This is a genomic window from Pseudonocardia sp. UM4_GMWB1, from assembly GCF_017312155.1.
GTDB lineage: Bacteria > Actinomycetota > Actinomycetes > Mycobacteriales > Pseudonocardiaceae > Pseudonocardia > Pseudonocardia alni.
In genome coordinates this window covers 4,135,173-4,161,199 of sequence record NZ_QJPN01000001.1, presented here as the reverse complement: position 1 = coordinate 4,161,199, position 26,027 = coordinate 4,135,173, and the positions used below count along the sequence as shown (strand labels likewise).

Sequence of the window (26,027 nt, the reverse complement as noted above, 5' to 3'; positions counted from 1 at the left end):
GGCGACCTCAGGACACGCAGAACTCGTTGCCCTCGGGGTCGCACAGGGTGGTGGTGACCGGGCCGCGGTCGGCCGTCGTCCACAGCACCCGGGCGCCGAGCGCGACCAGGCGCTCCACCTCCGCGGGGGCCTCCTCCGGGCCGACCTGCAGGTCCAGGTGCACCCGGTTCTTGGCCGACTTCGGCTCCGGCACCCGCTGTACGAACAGCCGCGGACCCGGCCCGCGGGCGGTGGCGACGTCGCGGAAGCCGCGGCGGTCGCCGTCGACGAGCACGTCGGCCTCGCCGAGGTGGCCCGCGGCCAGCAGACCGTCGACGACGGCGGTGTGGTCCTCCACCTCGTAGCCGAGGGCGGCCGCCCAGAACCGCGCGAGGGCATGCGGGTCGGCGGCGTCGAACGCGATCTGCAGGGTCGGGGTCACGGCGACCATCCTGGCCGCTGATGCGGACAGCGGGTGTCCGCATCGGCGCGAGCGGAACCGCTCGGGCGGAACTGTCGGGGGTCCGGTGCAGCATGCGTCCCGACCCACCCCCGAGCACCGGAGGCCCCCGTGGACCAGCCCGTCACCGCGGACCCCGTCATGGACGCCGTCGGCGCCGCCGTCGAGGCGGGCCGTGCCGGTGACCGGGCCGGGGCCCGCGCCCGGTTCGAGGCCCTGTGGGAGCAGGTGACCGCCGACGGCGACCCGTTCCACCGGTGCACGCTGGCCCACTACGCCGCGGACGTGCAGGACGACCCGGCCGCCGAGCTGGTGTGGGACGAGCGCGCCCTGGCCGCCGCCGAGGAGCTGACCGACGAGCGGGCGCAGCGCCACCACGCCGGGCTGACGGTCGGCGGGTTCCTGCCGTCGCTGCACCTGAACCTGGCCGACGTGCACCGTCGCCTCGGCTGCGACGACCGGGCGCGCCACCACCTGACCCGGGCCCGGGACCGGGTGGGGGCGCTGCCCGACGACGGCTACGGCGCGATGATCCGCGCCGGGATCGACCGCTGCGGCGAGCGCCTCGACCTCGGGGACCGCACGTGAGCGAGCCGCACTCAGACGACCGCGCCGTCGCCCGCGCGGCGCCGTGCCCGGTCGGCCTTCGAGGGGTGTCGCCGTCCCGCCTTGCCGACCGGCTGCTTCGCTCCGGAGGTCCGCGGCGCGGGCCCGGTCCAGCGCTGCTGCAGCAGGATCGACACCGGCCCGGCGACGACGATCGTCGACACCGTGCCGACCACGATGCCCACGATCAGCGCCAGTGCGAAGTCCCCGAGGGTCGCCCCGCCGAGGAACAGCAGCATGACCAGGATCGTCAGCGTCGAGATGCCGGTGTTCACCGTCCGCGGCAGCGTCGAGAGCACCGCCGACCCCACGGCCCGGTGGAACGGCGCCTTCGCATCGCGTGCCCAGTGCTCGCGCACGCGGTCGAACACGACCACGGTGTCGTTGACCGAGTAGCCGATGACGGTGAGCAGCGCCGCGAGGAACACGCCGTCGGCGGTGCGCCCGGTCCAGGCGAACACCCCGACCACGACCAGCGCGTTGGTCAGCAGCGCCGCGACCGCGCCGGCGCCGAGCGTCCAGCGGAACCGGAACGCCAGATACAGGAACTGCGCGGCGAGCGCGACGCCCAGCGCGATGATCCCGCCGCGGGCCAGCTCGGCACCGAGGCTGGGGCCGATGAGCTCGTCGCGCAGCAGCTCGGCGCCGCCACCGGCCGCGCCGACGACCTCGCGCAGCTGCCCGACCTGGGCGTCGGTGAGCTCGCCGGAGCGCAGCGCGACCGCGCCGTCGCCGGTCTCGGTGACGGTGAGCCCGCCGATCCCGGTGGTGGCGACGGCGTCGCGGACCTGCTCCACGCCCACCGGGTCCGTCGTCGTGAACTCGACCAGCCGGCCGCCGGTGAACTCGACGCCGAGCTCCAGGCCGCGCACGAACAGTCCGGACACCATCACGACCACCACGACCCCGGCGACGGCGAGGTACCGCCCGGGCCGCCGCAGGAATCCGGGGTCCCTCGCCTCGAGCCTGCGCCGGACCGGGCCGACCCCGGTGATACCGGTGATGCCCGGCCTACGCTTCACCGCGGGGATCCGGAGGACGGCCAGGGTGAGCAGCCGGGACAGCACCAGCGCCGAGAACAGCGACACCACCACACCGATGACCAGCGTGACACCGAACCCGCGGACCGGGCCCGACGCGAGCCCGAACAGCAGCACCGCGGCGAGCAGCGAGGTCACGGCGACGTCGCCGACCGCGGACAGCGAGTTCGCATAGCCCATCTCCGAGGCGCGTTCCAGGCGTGGCTTCGCCGCGTACTCCTCGCGGGAACGTTCGGCGATCAGCACGTTCGCGTCGACGGCCATGCCGACCGCGAGGACGAACGCGGCCAGGCCGGGCAGCGTGAGCGTGGCACCGAGCCCGGTCTGCACCGAGTAGGCGACGAGTGCGTACCCGCCGAGCGCGACGACGGCGACCAACCCGACGAGCCGGTAGACCACGATGAGGAACGCCCCGGCCAGCGCCGAGCCGATGATCGCGGCCCAGGCGCTCGCGGAGATCGCGTCGGCACCCAGGGTCGGGCCGACGGTCCGCTGCTCGATGATCTCCACGGGCAGCGGGAGGGCGCCGCCCTCGATCAGTACGGCCAGCTCGGAGGCCTGCTCGGGGGAGAAGTTGCCGGTGATCTGGGTCTGCCCGCCGAGCATGCCGACGTTGCACGGGATGTCCTCGACGACCTGCGGGGAGGAGATGACCTGCTGGTCGAGCACGATCGCGACCCGGCGCTGCGGGTCGCCGGGCGGCGCGCACGCGGCCTGGCCGGTGAGGGACTGCCAGCGGGCGGGGCCGTCGCCGTCGAAGCTGATGTTCACGATGTGCCCGACGCCCTGCGGGTTGGGCGAGGACATCGCCGAGCCCACCATGTCGCCGGTCAGCGCCGGTGGGCCGAGCTGGAGCGGCTGGCCCTGCTCGTCGGTGCCGGGGGCGCCCCCGGCGGCGGGGTCGCCGATCCCGAGCACCGGGTGCATCGTCAGCTGCGCGGTCCGGCCGAGGGTCTCCGCGGCCTCGGCGGGGTCGGTCAGCCCGGGGAGCTCGACGATGATCCGGTTCTCCCCGGACCGGGCCAGGCTGGGCTCGGCGACACCGAGCCCGTCGACGCGCCCGCGCAGCACCTCCAGCACGCGGTCGGTGCCCTCGCCGTCGGCGGCGACCTCGGGGGTGTCGCGGGTCTCCAGGACGATCTGGGTGCCGCCGCGCAGGTCCAGCCCCAGCGTGGGGGCGGTGGTGAGCGCGACGACGGAGGACAGGGCGAGCACGGCGAGCGCGATGAGCGCCCGCCAGAGCACGGGGCGTGGCTTCACAGGGATCCTCGGCGGCGGGCGCCCCGGTCGGGACCGGGGCACGGCGGGGTGGTGCGGGGGAGTGGCGGGCGGTGGCGACCGGCGGGGTCGTCCGGTCAGGCCCGCGGCGGGCCCCGCGACCCGATGTCCGCGCCGGTCCCGGGCCTCGGGGCGGCGGCCGTCGTCCGGTCGTCGGCGGGCGCGGGCGCATCGTGCCCGAGCCCGGCGGCGTCGAGGACCAGCACGTCCAGGGCGGGCCCGGGGTGGCCGGTCGCGTCCGGGGCGACCGGACCGTCGTGCGCGGAGCGCCCCAGCAGTGCGGGCCGGGGCGCCTCGGCGGGCGCGACGTCCTGCCCGACCGAAGCCGCCGCCGTGGCCGGGACGGCCTCGTCGGTCAGCGACCCGGCGATCGGGGCGAGCGCCGCGACCAGCGACAGCAGCAGCACCGCGACGAGGCGGCGGGCCGGGCTGCGGGTCGTGCGCACGAGGGTGATCCGTCCGGTTCGGGGGTTTCCTGCGGCGACGGTACCGGTCACCGCACCGGCGACGACGGCGCAGGGGTCGGGCACCGGGCGCGCGGCCGCTCGCCGTTCGGCACAATCGCGACCGCACCAGCGTGACGACCCAGAGAGGACGACTGACGTGAGCACGGATCCGTCGACCAGCGAGACGATCGACTCCGACACGACGGGCGGGGAGACGATCGAGTTCCAGGCCGAGGCCCGGCAGCTGCTGCGGTTGATGATCCATTCGATCTACTCGAACAAGGACGTCTTCCTGCGCGAGCTGATCTCCAACGCCTCCGACGCGCTGGACAAGCTGCGCCTCGCCGCCTACCAGGACAAGGACCTGGGCGCCGACACCGAGGACCTGCACGTCGAGCTCGTGCCGGACGCCGGGGCGCGCACCCTCACCGTCCGCGACAACGGCATCGGGATGACCCGCGACGAGGTCGTCGACCTGATCGGCACCATCGCGAGGTCGGGCACGGCGGAGCTGCTCGCGAAGCTCCGGGAGGCCGGCGACGACGCCCGCCAGGAGCTGATCGGCCAGTTCGGCGTCGGCTTCTACTCCTCGTTCATGGTCGCCGACCGCGTCGAGCTCGTGACCCGCAAGGCCGGCGCGGGCGAGGGCGTGCGGTGGACCTCCGACGGTGAGGGCACCTACACGATCGAGCCCGTCGCCGACGCCCCGCAGGGCACCGCGGTCACCCTGCACCTCAAGGCGTCCGACGCCGAGGACCAGCTGCACGACTACGCCGACCCCTCGGTGCTGCGGCGCATCGTGAAGACCTACTCCGACTTCATCACCTGGCCGGTCCGGATGCCTCCCGGAACCCGCACGGCGGGGGACGCGGACGACGCTGCGCCCGAGACGCTGAACTCGATGAAGGCGCTGTGGGCCCGCCCGCAGAAGGACGTGACCGAGGAGGAGTACGCCGAGTTCTACCGGCACGTCAGCCACGACTGGCAGGAGCCGCTGGAGACGATCCGGCTCGCCGCCGAGGGCACCTTCGAGTACCAGGCGCTGCTGTTCCTGCCGAAGGTCGCGCCGATGGACCTCCACATGCGCGACGCCCGCCGCGGCGTCCAGCTCTACGTCCGGCGCGTGTTCATCATGGACGACTGCGAGGCGCTCGTCCCCGAGTACCTGCGGTTCGTCAAGGGCGTCGTCGACGCCGCGGACCTCTCGCTGAACGTGTCGCGCGAGATCCTCCAGCAGGACCGCCAGATCTCGGCGATCCGCAGGCGCCTGGTGAAGAAGGTGCTGTCGGTGCTCGGCTCGCTGCGCGACAACGAGCCGGAGAAGTACGCGACCTTCTGGGAGCAGTGCGGCCGGGCGCTCAAGGAGGGACTGCTGTCCGACGCCGACAACCGCGACACCATCCTCGGGGTCTCGGCGTTCGCGACCACCCACGACGCCGACGCGCCGACCTCGCTCGCCGCCTACACGGAGCGGATGCGCGAGGGCCAGGACGCGATCTACTACATGACCGGGGACTCGCGGACCGCGATCGAGGCCTCCCCGCACATGGAGGCGTTCCGGGACAAGGGCTACGAGGTCCTGCTGCTCACCGACCCGGTCGACGAGGTGTGGGTCGACGCCGTCGACGGCTTCGACGGCACCCCGCTGCGCTCCATCGCCAAGGGCCAGGTGGACCTGCAGACCGACGAGGAGAAGGAGGAGGCGGCGGCGAAGCAGACCGAGTTCGCCGACCTCTGCACCTGGATGGCCGCGGTGCTGACCGAGGACGTCAAGGAGGTCCGGCTCTCCACCCGGCTCACCACCTCCCCGGCCGTCCTCGTCGGCGACGAGTTCGACATGACCCCGACCCTGGAGAAGATGTACCGGGCGATGGGGCAGGAGCCGCCGAAGGTGAAGCGGATCCTCGAGCTCAACCCGTCGCATCCGCTGGTCACCGGGCTGCGCGACGCCCGCGCCGCGGGGAAGGACGAGAGCGGCACCGTCGAGCTGCTGCACGGCATGGCGCTGTTGGCCGAGGGCGGCGAGCTCGCCGACCCGTCCCGGTTCGTGGGGCTGCTCGCGGAGCGCCTGCAGCACGCGCTCTGACGCCGGGCGGCGCGGGGACCGTGCCGTGACGAGAGCCGCACATCTGAAGAGTCGCTCAGGTGTCGTGGCTATGCTGTCGCGGTGATCGGGAACCCGCGCCGCTGGGCGCCGCTGCTCGCCGGACTGGTGCTCCTCGCGGGGTGCGGCGCGGGTGACCCGGTCGCGGCACCCGCCGGGCACGGCGACCACGGCACGGGCCCCGCCGCCGACGCGGTCGTCAACTGCGGCGTCGACGTGCACGTGCAGCGCCCGGAGCGGGTCGTCGCGATGTTCCAGAACGGCATCGAGGCCGTCCTCGCGCTCGGGGCGGGGCACCGGCTGGTCGGCGCGGCCTACCTGGACAACCCGCTGCCGGCACAGCTCGACCCGGACTTCCGGCCGCAGGACTACTGGCCCGAGGAGTACCCGTCGCGCGAGGAGGTGCTGCGGGTCGACCCGGACCTCGTCGTCTCCGGCTTCACCGGTGCCTTCACCCGGGAGGGTCTCGGCACCCGCGCCGAGCTCGGTGCCACCGGCACGCATACCTTCCTGTTCAGCGCCTACTGCCCGACCGCCGACGGCGGCGACCAGCAGAGCATCGGCGACAACGACGTGTCCTTCGCCGGCGTCGAACGCGACCTCACCGACCTCGGGCGCCTGCTGGGCGCCGAGGACCGGGCCGCGCAGGTCGTCGCCGGCATGCGCGGCACCCTCGCCGACGTCGCCGCCCGGCTCGACGGCGTCACCGACCGTCCGCGGGTGGCGATGCTGAACTCCCCGGGCAGTACCGGTGAACTGCGGGTCTTCGGCACCGGCGACGTCGCGACCACGATCATCGAGGCCGCGGGCGGGCGGCAGGCGTTCGACACCCTCGCCGGCCGGCAGCGCACCGTGTCCCTGGAGGGCGTCGTCGCGGCGAGCCCGGACGTGATCGTGATCCCGGCCTGCTGCGGGCGCGACGTCGGCCCGGAGGGCGCGGAGCCGCTGGCCGAGCGTCTGCGGAACGACCCGGCGCTCGCGACGGTCCCCGCGGTACGCGACGGGAAGGTGTTCACCACGACCTTCGCCGAGATCAGCCCCGGCATCCGCAACGCCGACGCGGTCGCGACGCTCGCCCGGCGGCTGCACCCCGACCGGTTCGGCGGCTGAGCCCCGGCGACGGGCGGGTCGGGGGTGGAGTGCGGATCCGCCCGGCGCCGTTGCCGAGCGGACGACCGGAACCGTAGCGGGTCCGCGTCGCCCGCGACAGCGACCGTGCCCCGATCGTTGCTAGGGCTCCTCCGAGCCCGGGGGCAGCGGCGGGTTGCCCGGTCGCAGCCCGTCGAGCAGCAGCGCCAGGTAGCGGGCGCGGTCCTCGCCCGACGCCGTCTCCGCCGCGTCCGACCCCTCGGCGACGGCCAGCGCCATGACCAGTACCGCCGACAGGTCCCGCGGGGTGAGCTCCGGACGCACCGCACCGGCCTCGCGCGCCCGGTCCAGCAGCCGGGTCAGCGTCCGGCCGTAGCGCTCGGCGGACTCGACGTCGAACGCGCCGGCCTCACGGGCCAGCTGCAGGATCGTCCGCCGTCCGGCGATCGCCTCCACCGCCCGGCCCAGCGACCCGGCCAGGTCGGCCCAGGGGTCGCCGTCCCCGGCGGCCGCGGTCGGCTCGATCTCCGCGACGAACACCTGGTCCAGCACCGCCCGCACCAGCACGTCGCGGGTCCGGAACCGGCGGTACAGCGTCGCGACGCCGACCCCGGCCCGGCGCGCGATCTCCTCCAGCGGGACGTCCGCTCCGTCGGACTCGAACGCCGCGGCCGCCGTGTCGACGATCCGGCGGTGGTTGCGGGCGGCGTCGGCGCGCAGCGGACGGCCCGCCGGGGAGCCGTCGAGCGACGAAGCGGTCATCACTGCACGGTATCGCCCGGCCTCACCAGGTCACCGGCAGCGTGTGCATGCCGTAGACGAAGTGGTAGGCCCGGAAGGCCTCGGGCGGGACCGGCCCGGCCGGGGCGAGCGTCGGGAAGCGGCGGAGCAGGGCCGGGAACGCCGTCGCCATCTCCATCCGGGCCAGCGGGGCACCCAGGCAGTGGTGCACACCGTGCCCGAACGCGACATGTCCGGCCGCGCCGCGGGTGAGGTCGAGCCGGGCGGGGTCGTCGAACCCGGACCCGGTGTCGCGGTTGGCGGTGGGCAGCGAGCACATCACCAGCGACCGCGCCGGGATCGGGGTGTCGCGCAGGACGGTGTCGGTCGTCGTCACCCGGACCACACCGGTGTGCACGATCGACAGCCACCGGAGCAACTCCTCCACGGCGGGCCGGGCCAGCTCGGGGTCGCTGCGCAGCAGCGCGGCCTGCTCCGGGTCCTCCAGCAGCGCCAGGGTGCCCAGCGACAGCATGTTCGACGTCGTCTCGTGCCCGGCGATCAGCAGCAGCGACGCGATCCCGACCAGCTCGTCGTGGCTGATCTCCTCGCCGTGCTCGCGGATCAGCATCCCGAGGATGTCCTCGCCCGGGTCGGCCAGAGCCGCGTCGACGAGCCGGCTCATGTAGGCGCGGTTCTCCCGGCCCACGGCCAGCCGCTCCCGGGCGGGCAGGGACACGTCGAGCAGGCGCGTCGACCGGGCGGTGAACTCGTCGCGGTCGGTGTAGGGCACCCCGAGCAGCTCGCAGATGACCATCGACGGCACCGGCAGGGCGAACAGGGAGACCAGGTCGGCACCCGGCCCGGCGGCCTCCAGCGCGTCGAGGTGCTCGTCGACGATCTCGGTGATCCGCGGCTCCAGGCGGGCCATCCGGCGCTGGGTGAACTCGCGGGTGAGGAAGCAGCGCAGCCGGGTGTGCTCCGGCGGGTCCTGCAGCAGCAGCTGGCCGGCCCGCATCTGCTCCTGCTCGCGCTCCGACAGCGGCGGTGCGTCCGGGCGGGTCAGCTCGGCGCTCCCGGCGTTGGAGTAGGTCGCGGCGTCGCCGAGCACGTGCCGCACGTCGTCGTAGCGGGTGACGAGGTAGGCCTCGGCGCCGAAGGCGGTCCGCACCCGTGGGACGTCGCCGGAGTCGCGGATGCGCTCCAGCTCGGCGTCGGGCAGGAACCGGTCGCGGCGCATGTGCAGCGGGAGCGTGAAGTCCGTGGCGGTGTCGGTCATGGTGCTGGCCTCCGGAGGGTCGGCGGGCGCGTCGCACCCCACGGTAACCGCTCAAACGACAGTGTGCTCTCGTTTCGCGTCACCTGTCCGGTACGCCCCGGATGACCGCCGGACCGGTGGCACCGGGCGAACCGTGACAGGCTGCAACCGTCATCGGCGACGGCGCCCCGGGGAGATCCGTGTTCCAGCAAGATCCCGAACCACTCGGCAGTCTCTGGCTGTCCGCACTCGTCGCACTGCTCCCGCTGGTGGCGATCTTCGTGACGCTGGGTGCCCTGCGCTGGAAGGCGCACTGGGCCGGGCTGGCCGCACTCGTCGTCGCCGTCGCGGTCGCGGTGGCGGCCTTCGGGATGCCGGTGCACCTGGCCCTGCTCTCGGCCACCGAGGGAGCGGTGTTCGGCCTGTTCCCGATCATGTGGATCGTCTTCACCGCGATCTGGCTCTACCAGCTCACCGTCGCCGCGGGCCGGTTCGAGGACCTGCGCGCCGCCTTCGGGCTGATCTCCGACGACCCCCGGGTGCAGGCGATCATCATCGCGTTCTGCTTCGGTGGTCTGCTCGAGGCGCTGGCCGGGTTCGGTGCCCCGGTGGCGATCACCGGCGTCATGCTGATGGCGCTCGGGTTCTCCCCGGTCCGGGCGGCGGTCGTCGTGCTGCTGGCCAACACCGCCCCCGTCGCGTTCGGCGCGGTCGGCACGCCGATCATCACCGCGGGCACCCTCACCGGGATCCCGTACAACGAGATCGGCGCCGTCGTCGGACACCAGACCCCGGTGCTCGCGTTCATCGTGCCGACGCTGCTGGTGCTGCTCGTCGACGGGAGGCGCGGGGTGCGCCAGGTCTGGCCGGTGGCGCTCGTCATCGGTCTCGCGTTCGCCGTCGCCCAGTGGCTGGCCGCCACCCACCTCTCGGTCGAGCTCACCGACATCGTCGCCTCACTGACCGGGCTGGCGGCCGGCGTGGTCCTGCTGCGCTTCTGGCAGCCGCGCGGCGGCGCCGAGGCGACGGAGACGCTGCGCATCGAGCGCACCGCCGACGCACCCGTCGAGGACCCGGGAGGCGACGGCGGTGGGTCCGTCGCGACCGAGAAGCGCACCCTCGCCGAGCGCTCGCAGGCGCTGTCGGTCGGCAGGCTGTTCATGGCCTTCGCGCCGTACCTGCTGATCATCGTGGTGTTCTCGGTGGCGAAGCTGGTCGGCCCGGTGTCGACCTTCCTGACCGGCACCGACATCGAGATCGGCTGGCCGGGGCTCGACGGACAGGTCCTCGGCGCGTCCGGGGACCCGGTGTCGACCACGACCTACAGCGTCCAGTGGCTGTCCTCGCCCGGCTCGCTGCTGCTGATCTGCGGCATCGGCGTCGCGGTGATGTACCGGCTCACGCCCGCGACGGCGGTCCGGGAGTTCGCCGCCACCGCGTACAAGCTGCGGTTCGCCTTCCTCACCGTGGCCACCGTCCTCGCGCTGGCCTACGTGATGAACCTGTCCGGGCAGACGATCTCCATAGGCACCTGGATCGCCGGGACCGGCGCGGCGTTCGCGTTCCTCTCGCCGATCCTCGGCTGGCTCGGCACCGCGGTCACCGGCTCGGACACCTCGGCCAACGCCCTGTTCGCGACGCTGCAGCAGACCGCGGCCGAGCAGGCGGGCCTGGACCCGCACCTGATGGTCGCGGCGAACACCTCCGGCGGCGTCGTCGGGAAGATGATCAGTCCGCAGAACCTCACCATCGCGGCGACGGCCGTGGGCGTCGCCGGCCGGGAGTCCGAGCTGTTCCGGCGGACGATCCTGTGGAGCGTCGGGCTGCTCGCGGTGCTGTGCGTGCTGGTGTTCCTGCAGTCGACCCCGGTGCTCGGATGGATGCTCCCGACCTTCTGACCACGCCGCCGGGCGCTGCGGAAAGATCGCCCGGGTGCGCCTGACCGTCCTGCCCACCGCCGATCTCGGGCGCGACGGGCTCCGTGCCCTGCGTGCCCTGCTCGACGCCGCGTTCCCCGCCGACGCCGACGGGGCCGGCGGGTTCGACGACGCCTCGTTCGACCACGCGCTCGGCGGGGTGCACGTGCTGGCCGGTCCGCTGCACGACCCGGTCGGGCACGCGGCCGTCGTGGGCCGCAGGCTGCTGCACGACGGCGTCGCGCTGCGCACCGGCTACGTCGAGGCCGTGGCCGTGCGGCCCGGGAGCCAGGGCGGCGGGCTCGGCGGGCTGCTCATGGCCGAGGTGGACCGGATCGTGCGCGGCGGGTACCGGCTCGGGGCGCTCGGCGCGGCCGCCCGCGCCGCGCGGCTCTACCGCAGGCACGGCTGGGAACCGTGGTGCGGCCCGCTCGCCGCGCTCACCCCTTACGGCGTCGTCGACACCCCCGACGAGCGCGGCGCCGTGCACGTCCTGCCCGTCGACGCGCCGCTCGACCCGGCCCGCGCGCTGGTCTGCGACTGGCGCGACGGCGAGCTGTGGTGACGCCCCCGGAGTGACGCGGCCGGTTCACCCGGATGTCGACCAGGAGTCGGGTGATCGTCATCCGGCGCCGGTGGAGTTCACCCGTGCAACTGGCGGTGCTCGACCTGGCGGGTACGACGATGGTCGACGACGGGCTCGTGCTCGCCGGCCTGCGGGCCGGCCTGCGCGCCGCCGGGGTCCGCGTCGACGGTCCCTGCTACCCGGCGCTGGACCGGCAGGCCCGCGCGACGATGGACCGCCCGGTCATGACGGTGCTCGGCGAGCTCCTCGACGGCGACATGTACCGGGCCCGCCGCGCGCACTCCGCGTTCGCCGACCACCTGCACGCCGCGCTGGACGCGGGCCGCGTCCGCCCGGTCCCCGGCGCCGCGCAGACCCTCGACGCGCTCCGCGACGCCGGCCTGAGCGTGGCCCTGACCTGCGGGTTCGATCCCGAGCTGCGGGACCGGCTGGTGTCGGCGCTGGAGTTCACCGAACGGGCGGACATGGTCCTGTCGCCCGCCGACGTCGACGGCCGCGGCCTGCCCGAGCCCGACCTGCTCCACGCCGCGGCACGGCGGGCCGGGACCGAGCACTCCCAGGTCGCGGTGGCCGGTGACGCGACCGCCGACATCGACGCCGCCGTCCGGGCGGGGGCGGGGCTCGCGGTCGGGGTGCGGGGTGGGGCGCACGGCGAGCCGCGGCTGCGTGCGGCGGGCGCCGACGCCGTCATCGACTCGGTCGCGGACCTGCCCGCGCTGCTCGGCCTCCCCAGCTGAGCCCGCACGGCGTAGCGTCCGTCCCGATCTTGACCGGTCCGCGGTGATGACGGGGGTGGCGGCGTGGCCCGACGCACGGTGGCGGTGGCGTCGCTCGGCACGATGCTGGCCCTGGTCAGCTACACCGCGCCGCTGGCCACCCTGGCCCCGATCGCGGCCGACCTGGGCTCCTCGCCGTCGGGGCGCTCCTGGATCCTCAGCTCGATGAGCCTGGGGCTCACCGCGGTGCTGCTGACCGCGGGGACCCTGGCCGACCGGCTGGGGCGGCGCGCGGTGTTCACGACCGGCGCGGTCGTGCTGGCCCTGGCCTCGGCGGGCGGCGCGCTCGCCACCGGCACCGCCGGGTTCGTCGCCGGCCGGATCGGGCAGGGCGTCGGGGCCGCCGCGGTCGTCGCGTGCAGCCTCGCGCTGATCGGGCACGCGCTGCCGCCGGGTCCGCGCCGCTCGGCCGCCACCGGGCTGTGGGGCGCGGCGCTGGCCGCCGGGATCGCGGCCGGTCCGCTGCTCGCGGGCCTGCTGCCGTGGCGGGTGCTCTACCTCGCGGTCGCGGTCGCCGGGCTGGCGCTCGCCGTCGCCGGCGCGACGCTGCTCACCGAGTCCACCGCCGGGCGGCCGCGCCCGGTCGACGTCGCGGGGATGGTGCTGCTCGCCGCCGGGCTGACGGTGCTGCTCGCCGGCCTCACCGAGGCCCGGCGGCTGCCGGTCACCACCACGACCGTCGTGCTGCTGGTCGCCGGGGCGGCGCTGCTGGCGGGGTTCGTCGCCGTCCAGTTCGTCGTCGCGCACCCGATGGCGGGGCCGGAGCTGTTCCGCCATCCCGGGCTGGTCGCGGCGACCGTCGCGAGCATGGCCACCGGGCTCGGCATCATCTCGCTGAGCTCCTACCTGCCCGCGCTGCTCGCCCCGGTGCACGGCACCGCCCCCGCGACGGCGGCGCTGCTGCTGCTCGGCTGGTCGGGCACCAGCATCGTGACCGCGCTGCTCACCCGCCGGATCAGCGAACGGGTCACCGGCGGGGTCCGTCTCGGCGTGGGCCTGCTGGTCATGACGGCCGGTCAGCTCGGGCTGCTCGCGACCGGTTCCGGCACCGGGGCGGTCCTGGCCGCGCTCGTCGTCGTCGGCGTCGGCACCGGGGTCGTGAACGCGACGCTCGGCCGCGAGGCGGTCGCCTCGGTGCCGCCGGACCGGGCGGGCACCGGTAGCGGCATCAACAACACCACCCGCTACCTGGGCGCCGCCGTCGGCGTCACGCTGACCTCGGTGCTGACCTCACCGGCGGGCGACGAGCCGGTGCCGGTGCTGCTGGCCGGCTGGCACGTCGCCGTGCTGGTCGCGACCGGGTTCACCCTGCTCGGCGCACTCATCGCGCTGGCCTGCGCCCGCTCGGCAGCCCGCCCCCCGGTCCCGGCGCCGCAGGGTTGACGGCCGGTGCCGCGGCGAGCAGCGTGCGGGGACGTGACGACCCTGCTGGTGATCGGATTCGACCCGGCGCGGATCCCCGGGTACGACCCGGCGCCCGTGCTCACCGCCCTGGAACGGGGCCGCGACGCCTACCGCGCGGCCGGGATCGAGGCGACCGAGGTCCTCGTCGGGCCGGACGGTGAGCTGCCCCGGATCACCGCGGCGCTGACCGCCCGCCGCTACGACTGCGTGCTCGTCGGCGGCGGGCTCCGGAAGCCCCCGGAGTGCCTGGAGCTGTTCGAGCGGGTGGTGAACCTGGTGCACCGGCACGCGCCCGGCTCGGCGATCGCGTTCGGCACCTCGCCCGTCGACGGAGCCGAGGCCGCCCTCCGTGCGCCGGCCGCCGCATGAGGGTGGGGGAGCGGGTCGCCGACGCCCTGGCCGCAGGCCGCCCGGTGCTGGCGTGCGAGTCGACGATCGTCACCCACGGCCTGCCCACACCGCGCAACCTCGCCGTCGCCCGGGAGGCCGAGGAGCTCGTCGGCTCGCTCGGCGTCGTCCCGGCGACCATCGGGGTGCTCGACGGCGAGGTCGTCGTCGGGCTGACCGGCGACGAGCTCTCCCGGCTGGCGGGATCCCCCGGCGTGGCGAAGCTGTCCGCCCGGGACCTGCCGGTGGCCGTGGCGACCGGCGCGAGCGGGGGCACGACGGTCGCGGCGACCGCGCACCTCGCCCACCGGGCCGGCATCCGGGTGTTCGCCACCGGCGGGCTCGGCGGGGTGCACCGCGGTGCCGCGCGCACCTTCGACGAGTCGGCCGACCTGCCCGCGCTCGCCGCGCTGCCGCTGGTGGTGGTGAGCGCCGGGGTGAAGTCGGTGCTCGACGTGCCGGCCACCCTGGAGCGGCTGGAGACCCTCGGTGTCACCGTCGCCGGGTACCGCACGCACGCCTTCCCCGGCTTCTACGTCGCCGACTCCGGGCACCGGGTCGGCCAGCGGGTGGAGTCGCCGGAGCAGGCCGCTGCGGCCTGGCGGGCCGCCCGCGACCTCGGCTTGCCCGGGGCGCTGCTGGTGGCGAACCCGGTCCCGGCCGCCGAGCAGCTCCCGCCCGATGTCCATGACGCCGCCCTGGCCGACGCCCTCGCCGCGCTCGACGGGGCCGGGATCGGCGGACAGGACGCGACGCCGTTCCTGCTGGCGCGGGTCCGCGACGCGACCGGCGACGCCAGCCTGGAGGTCAACGTCGCGGTGTACCGCCACAACGTGGCACTGGGCGCCCGGATCGCCACCGCCCTGACGGGGCGGTGACGTGCCGGTGGCTCCTCAGACGACGGGCGTGATCGCCCGCAGCGCTTCGGAGCCGCGTACGGCCGTGGTCAGGTCGGCCAGCGCCCGCCCGTGCGCCGCCGCGAGCTCCGCGGAGGCCTCGGTGAGGGTGTTGCGGTCCACGTAGCCGGAATGGTCGAGGTAGAGCCCGGGGGACAGAACCTGGACGGCGAAGAACCCGGCCAGCACCGACCGCAGCCCGTCGACGGCGAGGAAGTGGTGCCCGCTCGCGCCGGTCAGCACGACCGCGGCCGCCTTGCCCTGGAGCGGGGCGGTCTTCTCGCCCCACTTCCCGCGCTCGGTGGCCTCCAGCAGCGCGCGCAGCGACGCCGTGTGCCCGGCCCGGTAGACCGGACTGCCGAACACGACGGCGTCGGCGTCGGCGAAGGCCGCGGTGACCTCGGCGACGGGGGTCTGCGACAGCTCGACCAGGGCGGTGTCGGCCCCGGTACCGGCGAGGATCCCGGCGACGGCGGCCGCCGTGCGCCCGCCCGGCTCCGGGCCCGCGACGACCCCGATGATCCGGCCCACGGTGCCGCTCACGACTCGGCCCGCGGGGTGAGGGCGTAGGTGCCGCGGTGGAACAGCAGCGGCAGCCGCTCCGGGTCCGCGCCGAGCGCGTCGACCCGGGCGACGACGATCGTGTGGTCGCCGCCGTCGTACTCGTTCCACAGGGTGCAGTCGACCCAGGCGCCGACGCCGTCGAGGACCGGTGAGCCGGACGGGGCCGCCTCCCAGGTCACCCCGGCGAACTTGTCGACCCCGGAGCGGGCGAACCCGGCGCTGTGGTGCTCGTGGTCGGCGGCCAACACGTTCACACAGAACCGGCCCACCTCGCGGATGCGCGGCCAGGTCGAGGACCCGCGTGACGGCGCGAAGCTCACCAGTGGCGGGTCCAGCGACAGCGACGCGAAGGACTGACAGGTGAACCCGATGGGCCCGTCCGGGCCGATCGCGGTGACGACGACGACGCCGGACGCGAACGCGCCCAGTGCGTCGCGCATGGACTCCGGGGTCACGCCGGGGGTGACCGGGCCGGGGAGGGAACGCGACATGACCCGACCCTAGGCGGGGACGGTGCGCTCGGCCAACGATCCGGACCCGGGTGGTGGGGAACACGCCGTGCCGTGTCGCGGCCGCCACCGTGTCGCCGTGACCGCTCCGGAATCGATCCGGTAGAACTCCCCGTGCCGTGCATCCCGAACTCGTGGGGAGCCCCGGGGTGCCCGAGACGGCAACGGCCGGCGGAGCGATCGCTCCGCCGGCCGTCCGTCACCGGGGGCCGGGTGGGGGGACGCCCGGCCGGCCCGGGTCAGCTCGCGTAGGCGCGCAGCTTGTCGGCGCGCTCGCCGACCCGCAGCTTCGACATGACCTCGCGCTCGATCTGGCGCACCCGCTCGCGGGAGAGCTTGAAGGCGCGGCCGATCTGGTCGAGCGTGTGCGGCTGGCCGTCGTCGAGGCCGAACCGCATCCGGATGACCTTCTGCTCGCGGTCCTCCAGGGTCGACAGCACCCGGCGGAGGTCGTCGTGCAGCAGGCTCGAGATCACGGTGTTCTCGGCGTCGGTCGCCTCGGCGTCCTCGATGAAGTCACCGAGTGGCGCCTCCTCCTCGGACCCGACCGGCATGTCCAGGCTCACCGGGTCGCGGGCGTGGTCGAGCAGGTCCTGGATCTTGTGCTCCGGGATCCCCGACTCGGCCGACAGCTCGGCGTCGCTGGGCTCGCGGCCCTGGCGCTGGTGCATGTCCCGCTTGATCCGGGCCAGTTTGTTGACCTGCTCCACCAGGTGCACGGGCAGCCGGATGGTGCGGGCCTGGTCGGCCATGCCCCGCGTGATGGCCTGCCGGATCCACCAGGTCGCGTAGGTCGAGAACTTGAAGCCCTTGGTGTAGTCGAACTTCTCCACCGCGCGGATCAGGCCCAGGTTGCCCTCCTGGATCAGGTCCAGCAGCGGCATCCCGCGCCCGGTGTAGCGCTTGGCGAGCGAGACCACCAGCCGGAGGTTCGCCTCCAGCAGGTGGTTCTTGGCCAGCAGCCCGTCGCGGACGACCGCGCGCAGGTCGCGGCGGTACTGCAGGTCCAGCCCGTCCAGCGTGCCGTCGGCGGCGGCGGTGTCCAGCCGGTGCTGGGCGAACACGCCGGCCTCGATGCGCCGGGCGAGCTCGACCTCCTGCGCCGCGGTCAGCAGTGCGGTCTTGCCGATCCCGTTGAGGTAGACGCGCACCAGGTCCGCGGCGGGACTCTGGGCGTCGAGATCCTCCGCCACCGCGGCCGCGGCACCGGGTACGGTGGCTTCCAGTGCGGTGCCTCCGTCGCCGTCGGTGCGACGGCGGGAGCTGCGAGCGACCTTGGGGGCGGTCCGCTTCGCGCCGGACGACGACACGGTGGCGCGAGCGGGGGCCTCGGTCGTGAGGCGCGGGCCGGGTACGGCCGGAGCGGTCGTGGTCACCGTCATGTGCATTTCCTCCCCTGCGCGGGCTGCGGCGGGCGATTGATGGGCCTCGCCGCTTGCCCTGTACGGGGTCAACGCAGCCGTTCCGGGGATCGTTCCCACGACGAGGCCCCGCAGGCCGGAAATGTGCCTGCGGGGCCGTGTCGTCGGTCACATGCAGTTGCGGTTCTCTCAGGGTCCTCTTAGAGAGCGACCCGGCCGGGCGTACCGGTCAGGGTGCGGGCACCCGCGGGGTGTCCCGTGGGTCGGCCACGGCGCGGACGCTGCTGCGCCGCCGCGACGCCTTGCCGGCCCCGGTGTCCTTCTTCGACGGCACCGAGTGGCCGTAGACGGTCTCCATCAGCACCGGCCAGTCGTGGCGCAGTGCGTCACGGCCCATGAACAGCCCCAGGTGGCCCGCGGTCGCCGTCCGGTAGGTGACGTCCGCGGCCGGGGTCCCGACCTTCTCCGCCGCCGCGAACAGCTGCGGGGCCGGGGTGATGTGGTCCGCGGAGCCCGCCAGCAGCAGCAGCGGGCAGCCGATCGCCCCCATGTCGACGGTCCGGCCGTCGACGGTGAGCGTGCCCTTGATCAACCGGTTCTTCCAGAACAGGTTCTCCACCAGCCACAGGTAGAACGCGCCGGGGATGTCCTGGGTGTACTTGAACCAGTCCTCGAACACACGGTAGCGCTCGACGTGGGTGGGGTCGTCGATGTTCTCCAGCAGCTGCAGCTGCCGGGAGATCTCCGACTGCGGCTGGATCGAGATGAAGTTCGACAGCACCGCCGAGCCCGGCATGTTGCCGCCCCCCGCGGCGACCAGCGCCTTGTACGGCGCCATCCCCATCGTCCCCGCCATCAGCCGGGTCGAGGCGGCGATCACCGACTCGCCCGCGTGGAAGTCGATCGGCGCACCGGCCAGGGTCAGGGTGTTGACCCGGTCCGGGTGCAGCGCGGCGTAGATCGTCGCCAGCCAGCCGCCCTGGCAGTCGCCCACCAGGTTGGCCTTCCCGCCCATCCGCCGGATGGAGCGGTCGATCACCTCGAGGTAGTCGGTGATCGTGACGTTCTTCGTCGCGGTCGTGGCGGGCCGCCAGTCCAGCGCGTAGACCTTCGTCAGGCCCGAGGCGCGGATCATGGCGATCTGGCTCTGCTGCGGCGAGTAGTCCACGACGGTCGAGGAGTGGCCGGCCTGGGGCGGCAGCACCAGGGTGGGGACCACGTCGTCGTCGCGGTGCTCGGCGGCGGTGAAGTCACGCAGCGACGCGAACGGCGTCGACAGCACGACCTCGTTGGCCAGGTGCCAGGTCGGCTCGCGCCGGTCGGCCATCGCCGAGATCCACAGCAGCCCGCGCCGGGCGGCGTCGCCGGGCCGGGCGATCCGCTGGACCGCGTCGATCCAGTAGGCGCCGGTGGCCCGGCCGACCTCGGCCACCACCTTGGTCAGGTTCCGGGTGTTGTACGACACGAGGTACCGGAGGGGGTCCGGCCGGTCGTCGCTCCCGGTGGCCGCGGCCACGGGGGTCTCGGGAAGGGCACGCGGTCCGTGCTCCCTGGAGGGTGCGGACCGTCGGGTGATCGCCGTGCTCATGGGCCTCTCCCATCAACTCTGATGACCGGGGGCTATCCGGGTTACCGAACGGTAAAACGCGATCGGTATGCCAAGCAAGCGCTGGCCTACTCCGGAGTAGTGCTTGCTTCGCTTAGCGCAGGTGAGAGGCCTTACAACAATCCGGGGCTGCCTACCGGTGAGTACGCGGTCACCATGTGTCCATCCCGTTGCGCCTCCCGTTCCCTGAGGGAGCGCGGGAACCCAGGCACGGAGACCGAACCGGCCGTCAGGAGTGACGAACAGTGACCACGCAGCCCGTATCCCAGCCCGAGTCCGAGAACGGCAGCGCCGCCGCGTCGAACCAGGCCGCGGAGGTGCTGCGACGGCAGGCGGCCGGTCTCGTGCGGGACCTGCGCGAGCTCGCCAGCCCCGAGGGGCTCGCCGCGAAGGTCGACCCGGTCGGCTTCGGCGGGGCGCTCGGCGAGGCCGCCCGCTCGCTGGTCACCCGGCCCGGCGCGGTGCTGCGCACCGGTCTGGGCTTCGGTGTCGACTCGGCCAAGGCCGTGTCCGCCGCGGCCGCGCGTGCCGTCGGCCGGACGACCACAGGTCCGGCGTCGCTGCCCGAGAAGGACAAGCGCTACGCCGACCCGGCCTGGGAGGGCAACGCCTGGTACTACCTGGCCCGCCAGGAGCACACCCTGCTGGCCGACCGGCTGACCGAGCTGTCGCAGGCCGCCCGCGTCTCGCCGACCGCGCGCCGCAAGCTGGACTGGCTGGTCGGCCAGATCGTCGAGGCGCTGGCCCCGCCGAACGCGGTCGTCACCAACCCGGCCTGGCCGAAGAAGATCGTCGAGACCGGCGGGCTGAACATCGTGCGGGGCGCGCGCAACATGCTGCGCGACGCCGTGCAGAACCAGGGTATGCCGCGCCAGGTCACCCCCGGCGCCTTCCAGGTGGGCAAGGACCTCGCGGTCACCCCGGGCCACGTGGTCTTCCGCAACCGGCTGATCGAGCTCATCCAGTACGAGCCGCAGACGGACAAGGTCCACGAGATCCCGCTGCTCATGAGCCCGCCGTGGATCAACAAGTACTACATCATGGACCTCGCGCCCCAGAAGTCGCTGGTGGAGTGGGCGGTGCAGCACGGCCACACCGTCTTCATGATCAGTTACCGCAACCCGGACTCGTCGCTGGCCGACGTGACGATGAGCGACTACCTGCAGGAGGGCCCGGTCACGGCCCTGGAGGTCGTCCGCGAGATCACCGGCCGGGACACGGTCAACGTCGCCGGGCTCTGCCTGGGCGGCGCGTTGTCCGCCGCGATGACGGCGTGGCTGGAGGCCAAGGGCGACCAGCACGTCAACTCGCTGACCCTGATGAACACGCTGCTCGACTACTCCGGCCCGGGCCAGCTGGGCGTGTTCACCGACGAGAAGACGGTCGACCGGCTCGAGCGGAGCATGCGTAAGGACGGGTACCTGCCCGCCACCAGCATGAAGACGACCTTCGACCTGCTGCGGGCCACCGACCTGGTCTGGAACTACGTCGTCAACGACTGGATGCTCGGCGAGGACCCGAAGCCGTTCGACATGCTGACCTGGAACTCCGACTCCACCCGCATGCCCGCCGCGATGCAGACCGAGTACCTGCGCACGCTGTACCTGGAGAACCGCTTCGCCGAGGGCAAGCTGGAGCTCGCGGGGGAGCGGCTCGACGTGGCCGACATCCGGCCCGACAGCTACATCGTCACCGCCGAGTCCGACCACATCGCGCCCTGGAAGTCGGTCTACACCGGGGCGTCGAAGCTCGGCGGCACGGTGCGGTTCGTGCTGTCCAACTCCGGGCACATCGCCGGCGTGGTCAACCCGCCGTCGCCGAAGTCGCGGCACTGGTTCGGCGAGAGCGACGACCTCCCGGCCCGCGCCGAGGACTGGCGCGACGACGCCACCGAGCGCAAGGCCTCCTGGTGGGAGGACTGGACGCCGTGGATCGCCGAGCGCGCGGGCAAGGAGGTCGCGGCGCCCAAGAAGATCGGGTCGGACGCGCACCCGCCGCTGGAGCCCGCTCCCGGCCGTTACGTGCTGCGCGGCTGAGCCGCCACCCGGACCCCGCCGCCGCCCCGGTGATCACCGCTGGTCACCGGGGCGGTGCCGTGTCCAGGATGGATGGTCGTCTGCGCTGTCCACTGTCGACGCTGCATCGGATGCGTGCGCAACCGCCGTCCGGCGGGGAGAATGCGTCGCCATGGACCGCGTACGTTCTGTGCCCGCGCGCCGGCGACCGCCGCGCGGGCCCCTCCGGGCGGGGACGCCGTGAGCCGCGCGGGGGAGGCCCCCACGCACGGCGGGCGCCGGCCGCGGAGCGCCGGGGAGACCGCCGCCGACGAGCTGCGCGAGAACGGCCGCCGGGCCGCCGAGGACGCGTGGAGTGCACAGGTGAACGCCCTGGGCGGGTTCATCCGGGCGCAGCGCCAGATGGCCAAGCTCTCGCTGCGCGAGATGGCGGCGATGACCAAGGTGTCCAACGCCTACCTCAGCCAGGTCGAGCGGGGGCTGCACCAGCCGTCGCTGAAGGTGCTGCGCTCGATCGCCGACGCGCTGCACCTCAACACCGACCAGATGCTCAGCCGGGCCGGCTGGTCGGTCGGCGACCCGGACGTCGCGGGCGACGCCGCCCCGGCCGAGCAGGCCGCCCCCGTGGCCGAGTCGCCGCCGGGTGTCGAGGCCGCGATCGAGGCCGACGCACGGCTGTCCGACGAGCAGAAGGCGGCCCTGCTGGGGGTGTACCGGAGCTTCGTGCAGCGGGACTGAGCTGCCGTGCTTGACATACTTAACGGGCGTGCGTAGTTTTCTTGGCATGCCGGGGTGCACGTCAGCACCCCGTCCACGCCGAGAAACGTCTCCCGGGAGGGAAGCACCGATGACCGCCTCCACCGAGCAGTTCGTCGACATCGCCAAGCGGGGCCAGGACCTGGTCACCGAGTCCGTCCGCGGGTGGACCGAGGCCGCGAGCGGCCTGGCCCGCCAGTTCGGCGCCGGTGACCGCCCGCAGCTGCCCGACGCGGGTGCCGCCGTCGAGCGCGTCTTCGACTTCTACGAGCAGGTGCTCGGCCACCAGCGCGAGTTCGCCCGTACCGTCGTCGGCGCGGGCACCTCGGTGTTCGACCAGGTCACCGAGCAGGCCACCAAGGCCGCCGAGGCCGTGACCGAGCACGCCGGGCGCAGCACCGAGGCCGCCGCGGAGAAGACCGCGCGCGCCACCCGGAGCGCCGCCGGCAAGTGACCCCGCCCGACGACGACCCCCGCCCGGCTCCCGGGTGGGGGTCGTCGTCGTGTGTGACCGGGTCGCGCTGTCGCTGTCCGCCTGTCCGCGCGAGGGTGGCCCCATGAGCCCCCGTACCCGGCCCCGCCGCATCGCGATCGCCTGCCAGGGCGGGGGCAGCCACACCGCGTTCACCGCGGGGGTCCTGGCCCGGCTGCTGCGCTCGGACGCGCTCGGCTCCGCCGCGGACCCGGCCGAGGTCGTCGCGATCTCGGGCACCTCGGGCGGCGCGATCTGCGCACTCGTCGCCTGGGACCGGCTGCGCGACGGCCAGACCCCCGACCGGCGCGAGGCCGCGGCGACGGCGCTGGAGGAGTTCTGGGCCGACAACGCCGCCCGCACCCCGCTGGAGCGCCTCACCAACCTGGGCGTGGTGACGGCGGGTGCGCTGCAGGGGCTCGGGCTCGTCCCGGCAGGCACCCCGTACCTGGTGCCGCGCCCGTTCGACGGCACCCGCCAGTTCCTCGACCTGGTCTCGCGGCACGTCGACTTCGCCGCCATCGGTCCGGACCCGGCAGGCACCGCGCCGCTGCTGCTGCTCGGCGCCGTCGACGTGCTGACGGGGGAGTTCCGGGCGTTCTCCAGCCGCACCGACACCCTGACCGCCGAGACCGTGCTCGCCTCGGCCGCGATCCCCACCCTGTTCCGCGCGGTGCACACCGCGGGCGGCGTTCACTGGGACGGGCTGTTCTCGCAGAACCCGCCCACCCGCGACCTGCTCGACACCGACCCCGACGAGCTGTGGGTCGTGCAGATCAACCCGTCGGAGATCGACGACGAGCCGCGCAGCCCGATCGAGATCGCCGACCGGCGCAACGCACTGGCCGGCAACCTGTCGCTCAACCAGGAGCTCGGGTTCATCGAGACGATCGACCGGCTGCTCGCCGACGGGAGCCTCGGCCCGGACTCGGGCTACCGGCAGGTGACCCTCCGGGTGCTGGAGATGCCGGCCGGCGCGGTGCGGTCCCGGCTGCTCGGTGCCGCCTCCAAGATCGACCGCGACGTCGCGTTCCTCGACCACCTGCAGCGCCGGGGCGCCGCCGCGGCCGACCGGTTCCTCGGCGCGCTGGCCTTCGAACGGGCGGTGCGCGACGGCGACCCGGTCGCGCTCGCGGCCGCCGTCACCCCGGACGCGACCCTGACCTCGACCGCACCGTTCCGGGAGCGGCCGTCCCCGGTGCCGCTGCTCGCCCACCTCGGCGAGCTGCTCGACGGGGAGTTCACCGTCGACCCGACCCGCAAGCAGGTCGCCCGCGACACCGCGGAGTGGGCCGTGCGGGTGCACCGCGACGGCGGTGTCACCGACGGGCGGGCCGAGGCCGGCCTCGACGACGACGGCCGGGTCGTCGCGCTGCGGCTCGGGCCACGCCGCTGACCCCGGGCCCGGGGTCAGAACGGGATCAGCGGCACCACGACCAGCCGCGCCAGCAGCACGGCCACGAACACGATCAGCACCGACAGGTCGAGCCCGACCGCGCCCATCCGGACCGGCTGGACGCGGCGGCGGATCGGGGCGACGACCGGCTCGGTCAGGCCGTGGGTGATGCGGCGGGCGGTGTCGAGCACGGCGCCGCCGCGCCCGGAGCCGAGCACGTCGATCCAGTCCACGACGACCCGGGCGACCAGCACGAGCTGGAACAGCCCCAACAACCAGGACAGCAGGTAGGCGACCATGTCTCCATCGTCCCCTTTCCGGCTGAGAGTCCGGTGAGAGACGGCTGAGACCGGGGACCGGTACCGGGCTCAGACCTCGACCAGGACCGTGAACGGGCCGTCGTTGACCGACTCCACGGCCATCTGCGCGCCGAACTCCCCGGTCCCGACGGTGGCGCCGCGCCCGCGCAGCGCGGCCACCACCGCGTCGACGACCGGCTCGGCGTCCTGCGGGCGGGCCGCCGCCGACCAGGACGGCCTGCGTCCCTTGCGGGTCCCGCCGTACAGGGTGAACTGGCTGACCACGAGCAGCGGGGCATCGGCGTCCGCGCACGAGCGCTCGTCGCGCAGGATGCGCAGCTCGTGCAGCTTGCGAGCCATCGTGTCGACCTTCCGCGCGGTCGCGGCGGGGTCGGTGCCGACGTCGTCGGCGTGCACGCCGAGCAGCACCAGCAGCCCGGGCCCGATCTCACCGGACACCCGCAGCGGTGTGCCGTCGGGCGCCTCGACCGTCACCGACGCCCGTCGTACGCGGGCGACGACGGCCCTCACCCGACCGGCCCCGACGGCGACGCGGCCGCGGTCCGCGCGGGCACCGGGTGCGGCCAGCCGTCGACCGGTTGGAGCAGGCCGTGCCGGACGAACTCCCGCACCGCGGGCAGCGTCGCCGCGACCAGCGCGTCGACCGGCAGGTCGTGGGCGTAGGACAGCAGCGCGAGCAGCTCGGACAGCGGCAGGTCGCCACGGCAGCCGGCCAGCAGCGCCGCGGCCGGGGCGTCGACGGGGTGTTCCCAGCCGGGGCCGCCCCAGCGGCGCACGGTCGTCGACAGCTCGGCCCAGCCGCCGTCCGGGTCGACCGACGAGGCCGACTCGAGCACCGTCTCCGGGGCGAGCAGCAGCCGTGCGCCGAGCAGGTCCTCGTCGCGGGTGTGGGCGCGCAGCCAGTCCACCCGGTCCAGCCAGCCGGTCATCTCCCGGCCCAGGCCCTCGCCCAGCTCGCCGGGCAGGTCCTCGACCACGACGGTCGGCTCGCCGTCGGTGCGGCGCAGCATGAGGAAGCCGAACCCGACCCCCTCCACCCGCTCGGCGGCCATCCAGTCCAGCCACGCCCCGGCCTGCTCGCGGGCCGCCCGGGAGGTCGGGACCAGCCCGGCGTCGCGCTGCCAGGTGCCGACGTGCAGGCCCGGATCGACGACCTCGCGCTGCAGGACCCAGGCGTCGACGCCGTCGGGCAGCCAGGACCGCACCCGGTCCGGCCAGTCCTCGCCGCGCACGTGCAGCCACGACCCCAGCAGCTGCGCGACCCCGCCCGGGTTGAGCAGGCCGGGCAGCTCACCCAGCAGTCCGGCCAGCGCGGAGTCCCCGGCCGCACCGGAGTCGCGGTAGACGTAGTCCACCCGCGGCGGGCCCGGCACGAACGGCGGGTTGGACACGACCTGGTCGAAGCGCTCCCCGGCCACCGGGGCGAACCACGGGCCCTCGCGCAGGTCGACCTCCACCCCGGACAGCCCCAGCGACAGCCGGGCCAGCGCCAGCGCGCGCGGCAGCACGTCGGTCGCGGTGACCCGCAGCGCGTGCCGGGAGCCGTGCAGCGCCTGCACCCCGCAGCCGGTGCCCAGGTCGAGCAGGGTGCCGACCGGGCGGCGGACGGTCGCCGCGGCCAGCGTCAGCGACGCCCCGCCGACGCCGGTGACGTGCTCGCGGTCCTGCCGCGCGGCCGGGGTGTCGATGTCGGACACCACCCACCAGTCGGTGCCCGGCTCGCCGTCGGCGCCGGGGCCCTCGCCGTAGGGACGCACGTCCAGCGCGGCCCGGATGCCCTCCGGGGTGCGGCGCAGGATCCGGCCCGCCAGCAGCGGGTCCAGGTCGCCGAGCGCCGCGGTCACCGCCGGCTCGGGCTCGGTGTCCTCCAGCAGGAACAGCCGCACCAGGGTGCCGAGCTCCCCGCCGTCGCGGCTGGCCCGGGCGGCGGGTTCCGGCTCGCCGCGGGTCAGCGCGTCGTGCGCGGAGCGGCCCAGCAGGGCGCGCACGCCGTCCGGGGTGTAGCCGGCGTCGAGCAGACAGCCGCGGACGCGTTCGATGTCACCGGCGTCGAGATGGGGGAGCACCCCCCCATTGTCGCGTG

25 protein-coding genes are annotated in these 26,027 nt (G+C 74.5%); 13 read left to right on the top strand and 12 right to left on the bottom strand.

The annotated features are described in order from the left end of the window. Window positions 1–7: 7 nt before the first annotated feature. Window positions 8–421: a VOC family protein gene (locus tag DMP15_RS19315; RefSeq protein ID WP_208623078.1), complete on the bottom strand. Its 414-nt coding sequence runs from the start codon at window positions 419–421 to the stop codon at window positions 8–10. Between the two features lie 129 nt (window positions 422–550). Here DMP15_RS19315 and DMP15_RS19310 point away from each other — a divergent pair, with 129 nt between their 5' ends. Beyond that, the gene (locus DMP15_RS19310; RefSeq protein WP_322789694.1) at window positions 551–1,027 is read left to right on the top strand and encodes a hypothetical protein; all 477 of its coding nucleotides are present in this window, start codon (window positions 551–553) and stop codon (window positions 1,025–1,027) included. 11 nt (window positions 1,028–1,038) lie between these two features. Here DMP15_RS19310 and secD read toward each other — a convergent pair whose 3' ends face one another. Continuing rightward, complete coding sequence (secD, locus tag DMP15_RS19305; protein ID WP_161152093.1) at window positions 1,039–3,345, bottom strand: protein translocase subunit SecD; 2,307 nt, start codon at window positions 3,343–3,345, stop codon at window positions 1,039–1,041. Window positions 3,346–3,440: 95 nt separating this feature from the next. After that, window positions 3,441–3,809, bottom strand: coding sequence for a hypothetical protein (locus DMP15_RS19300; protein ID WP_167410057.1), 369 nt, complete (start codon window positions 3,807–3,809; stop codon window positions 3,441–3,443). Window positions 3,810–3,966: 157 nt separating this feature from the next. On the opposite strand from DMP15_RS19300, the gene htpG reads away from it, so the two are divergent. Together htpG and DMP15_RS19290 are read left to right on the top strand one after the other, a co-directional pair. Beyond that, entirely contained in the window at window positions 3,967–5,895 is a 1,929-nt protein-coding gene (htpG, locus tag DMP15_RS19295) for a molecular chaperone HtpG (protein WP_167410058.1), read from the top strand. Window positions 5,896–5,976: 81 nt separating this feature from the next. Next, a complete protein-coding gene (locus DMP15_RS19290; RefSeq protein ID WP_301549212.1) occupies window positions 5,977–7,023 on the top strand; it encodes an ABC transporter substrate-binding protein in 1,047 nt (348 codons plus the stop codon). Window positions 7,024–7,143: 120 nt separating this feature from the next. Here the strand turns inward: DMP15_RS19290 and DMP15_RS19285 are convergent, their stop codons facing one another. Then, window positions 7,144–7,764, bottom strand: coding sequence for a TetR/AcrR family transcriptional regulator (locus DMP15_RS19285; protein WP_062402483.1), 621 nt, complete (start codon window positions 7,762–7,764; stop codon window positions 7,144–7,146). A 22-nt stretch (window positions 7,765–7,786) separates the two neighbouring features. After that, entirely contained in the window at window positions 7,787–9,001 is a 1,215-nt protein-coding gene (locus DMP15_RS19280) for a cytochrome P450 (RefSeq protein ID WP_100880319.1), read from the bottom strand. 179 nt (window positions 9,002–9,180) lie between these two features. Here DMP15_RS19280 and DMP15_RS19275 point away from each other — a divergent pair, with 179 nt between their 5' ends. The 6 genes from DMP15_RS19275 (at window position 9,181) to DMP15_RS19250 (ending at window position 14,927) form a co-directional block, all read left to right on the top strand. Then, window positions 9,181–10,878, top strand: a complete 1,698-nt coding sequence (locus DMP15_RS19275) for an L-lactate permease (protein ID WP_073577060.1) — start codon at window positions 9,181–9,183, stop codon at window positions 10,876–10,878. Between the two features lie 34 nt (window positions 10,879–10,912). Further along, complete coding sequence (locus tag DMP15_RS19270) at window positions 10,913–11,461, top strand: GNAT family N-acetyltransferase (RefSeq protein ID WP_073577059.1); 549 nt, start codon at window positions 10,913–10,915, stop codon at window positions 11,459–11,461. A gap of 83 nt (window positions 11,462–11,544) precedes the next feature. Further along, window positions 11,545–12,219, top strand: coding sequence for an HAD family hydrolase (locus DMP15_RS19265; protein WP_083658883.1), 675 nt, complete (start codon window positions 11,545–11,547; stop codon window positions 12,217–12,219). A gap of 63 nt (window positions 12,220–12,282) precedes the next feature. Next, window positions 12,283–13,641 (top strand): MFS transporter, encoded by a 1,359-nt coding sequence (locus DMP15_RS19260; RefSeq protein ID WP_208623079.1) that lies wholly within the window; start codon window positions 12,283–12,285, stop codon window positions 13,639–13,641. Between the two features lie 33 nt (window positions 13,642–13,674). Continuing rightward, window positions 13,675–14,031, top strand: a complete 357-nt coding sequence (locus tag DMP15_RS19255; protein WP_073577056.1) for a hypothetical protein — start codon at window positions 13,675–13,677, stop codon at window positions 14,029–14,031. Continuing rightward, window positions 14,028–14,927, top strand: a complete 900-nt coding sequence (locus tag DMP15_RS19250; RefSeq protein ID WP_073577055.1) for a pseudouridine-5'-phosphate glycosidase — start codon at window positions 14,028–14,030, stop codon at window positions 14,925–14,927. Before DMP15_RS19255 ends, DMP15_RS19250 begins: the two co-directional genes overlap by 4 nt. 15 nt (window positions 14,928–14,942) lie before the next feature. Here DMP15_RS19250 and DMP15_RS19245 read toward each other — a convergent pair whose 3' ends face one another. From DMP15_RS19245 to DMP15_RS19230, 4 genes are all read right to left on the bottom strand, one after another. Continuing rightward, window positions 14,943–15,488: an NAD(P)H-dependent oxidoreductase gene (locus DMP15_RS19245; protein WP_253068943.1), complete on the bottom strand. Its 546-nt coding sequence runs from the start codon at window positions 15,486–15,488 to the stop codon at window positions 14,943–14,945. Beyond that, entirely contained in the window at window positions 15,485–16,000 is a 516-nt protein-coding gene (locus DMP15_RS19240) for a flavin reductase family protein (RefSeq protein ID WP_073577054.1), read from the bottom strand. Before DMP15_RS19240 ends, DMP15_RS19245 begins: the two co-directional genes overlap by 4 nt. 257 nt (window positions 16,001–16,257) lie before the next feature. Further along, entirely contained in the window at window positions 16,258–17,406 is a 1,149-nt protein-coding gene (locus DMP15_RS19235; RefSeq protein ID WP_226356376.1) for a sigma-70 family RNA polymerase sigma factor, read from the bottom strand. Window positions 17,407–17,608: 202 nt separating this feature from the next. Further along, the gene (locus DMP15_RS19230; RefSeq protein ID WP_157818544.1) at window positions 17,609–18,895 is read right to left on the bottom strand and encodes an alpha/beta fold hydrolase; all 1,287 of its coding nucleotides are present in this window, start codon (window positions 18,893–18,895) and stop codon (window positions 17,609–17,611) included. Between the two features lie 335 nt (window positions 18,896–19,230). On the opposite strand from DMP15_RS19230, the gene DMP15_RS19225 reads away from it, so the two are divergent. The 4 genes from DMP15_RS19225 (at window position 19,231) to DMP15_RS19210 (ending at window position 23,624) form a co-directional block, all read left to right on the top strand. Beyond that, window positions 19,231–21,021, top strand: coding sequence for a PHA/PHB synthase family protein (locus DMP15_RS19225; RefSeq protein WP_083658881.1), 1,791 nt, complete (start codon window positions 19,231–19,233; stop codon window positions 21,019–21,021). Between the two features lie 219 nt (window positions 21,022–21,240). Continuing rightward, window positions 21,241–21,738 (top strand): helix-turn-helix domain-containing protein, encoded by a 498-nt coding sequence (locus DMP15_RS19220; protein ID WP_301549213.1) that lies wholly within the window; start codon window positions 21,241–21,243, stop codon window positions 21,736–21,738. Window positions 21,739–21,847: 109 nt separating this feature from the next. Continuing rightward, a complete protein-coding gene (locus tag DMP15_RS19215) occupies window positions 21,848–22,210 on the top strand; it encodes a hypothetical protein (RefSeq protein ID WP_062402515.1) in 363 nt (120 codons plus the stop codon). 103 nt (window positions 22,211–22,313) lie between these two features. Then, a complete protein-coding gene (locus DMP15_RS19210) occupies window positions 22,314–23,624 on the top strand; it encodes a patatin-like phospholipase family protein (protein ID WP_100880966.1) in 1,311 nt (436 codons plus the stop codon). A gap of 14 nt (window positions 23,625–23,638) precedes the next feature. Here the strand turns inward: DMP15_RS19210 and DMP15_RS19205 are convergent, their stop codons facing one another. The 3 genes from DMP15_RS19205 to DMP15_RS19195 all read right to left on the bottom strand — a co-directional run bounded on the left by DMP15_RS19205 (window position 23,639) and on the right by DMP15_RS19195 (window position 26,010). Then, window positions 23,639–23,923, bottom strand: coding sequence for a YggT family protein (locus DMP15_RS19205; protein ID WP_062402520.1), 285 nt, complete (start codon window positions 23,921–23,923; stop codon window positions 23,639–23,641). A gap of 69 nt (window positions 23,924–23,992) precedes the next feature. Continuing rightward, entirely contained in the window at window positions 23,993–24,454 is a 462-nt protein-coding gene (gene dtd / locus DMP15_RS19200) for a D-aminoacyl-tRNA deacylase (protein ID WP_100880323.1), read from the bottom strand. After that, window positions 24,451–26,010: a DUF7782 domain-containing protein gene (locus DMP15_RS19195; protein WP_337826271.1), complete on the bottom strand. Its 1,560-nt coding sequence runs from the start codon at window positions 26,008–26,010 to the stop codon at window positions 24,451–24,453. Before DMP15_RS19195 ends, dtd begins: the two co-directional genes overlap by 4 nt. Between the last annotated feature and the right edge of the window lie 17 nt (window positions 26,011–26,027).

Bases quoted from the DNA above. Each gene is read 5' to 3' on its own strand.
- DMP15_RS19285 (WP_062402483.1), bottom strand. From the start codon at position 7,764: ATGACCGCTTCGTCGCTCGACGGCTCCCCGGCGGGCCGTCCGCTGCGC.
- DMP15_RS19280 (WP_100880319.1), bottom strand. From the start codon at position 9,001: ATGACCGACACCGCCACGGACTTCACGCTCCCGCTGCACATGCGCCGC.
- DMP15_RS19250 (WP_073577055.1), top strand. From the start codon at position 14,028: ATGAGGGTGGGGGAGCGGGTCGCCGACGCCCTGGCCGCAGGCCGCCCG.
- DMP15_RS19240 (WP_073577054.1), bottom strand. From the start codon at position 16,000: ATGTCGCGTTCCCTCCCCGGCCCGGTCACCCCCGGCGTGACCCCGGAG.
- DMP15_RS19235 (WP_226356376.1), bottom strand. From the start codon at position 17,406: ATGCACATGACGGTGACCACGACCGCTCCGGCCGTACCCGGCCCGCGC.
- DMP15_RS19215 (WP_062402515.1), top strand. From the start codon at position 21,848: ATGACCGCCTCCACCGAGCAGTTCGTCGACATCGCCAAGCGGGGCCAG.
- DMP15_RS19210 (WP_100880966.1), top strand. From the start codon at position 22,314: ATGAGCCCCCGTACCCGGCCCCGCCGCATCGCGATCGCCTGCCAGGGC.
- DMP15_RS19205 (WP_062402520.1), bottom strand. From the start codon at position 23,923: ATGGTCGCCTACCTGCTGTCCTGGTTGTTGGGGCTGTTCCAGCTCGTG.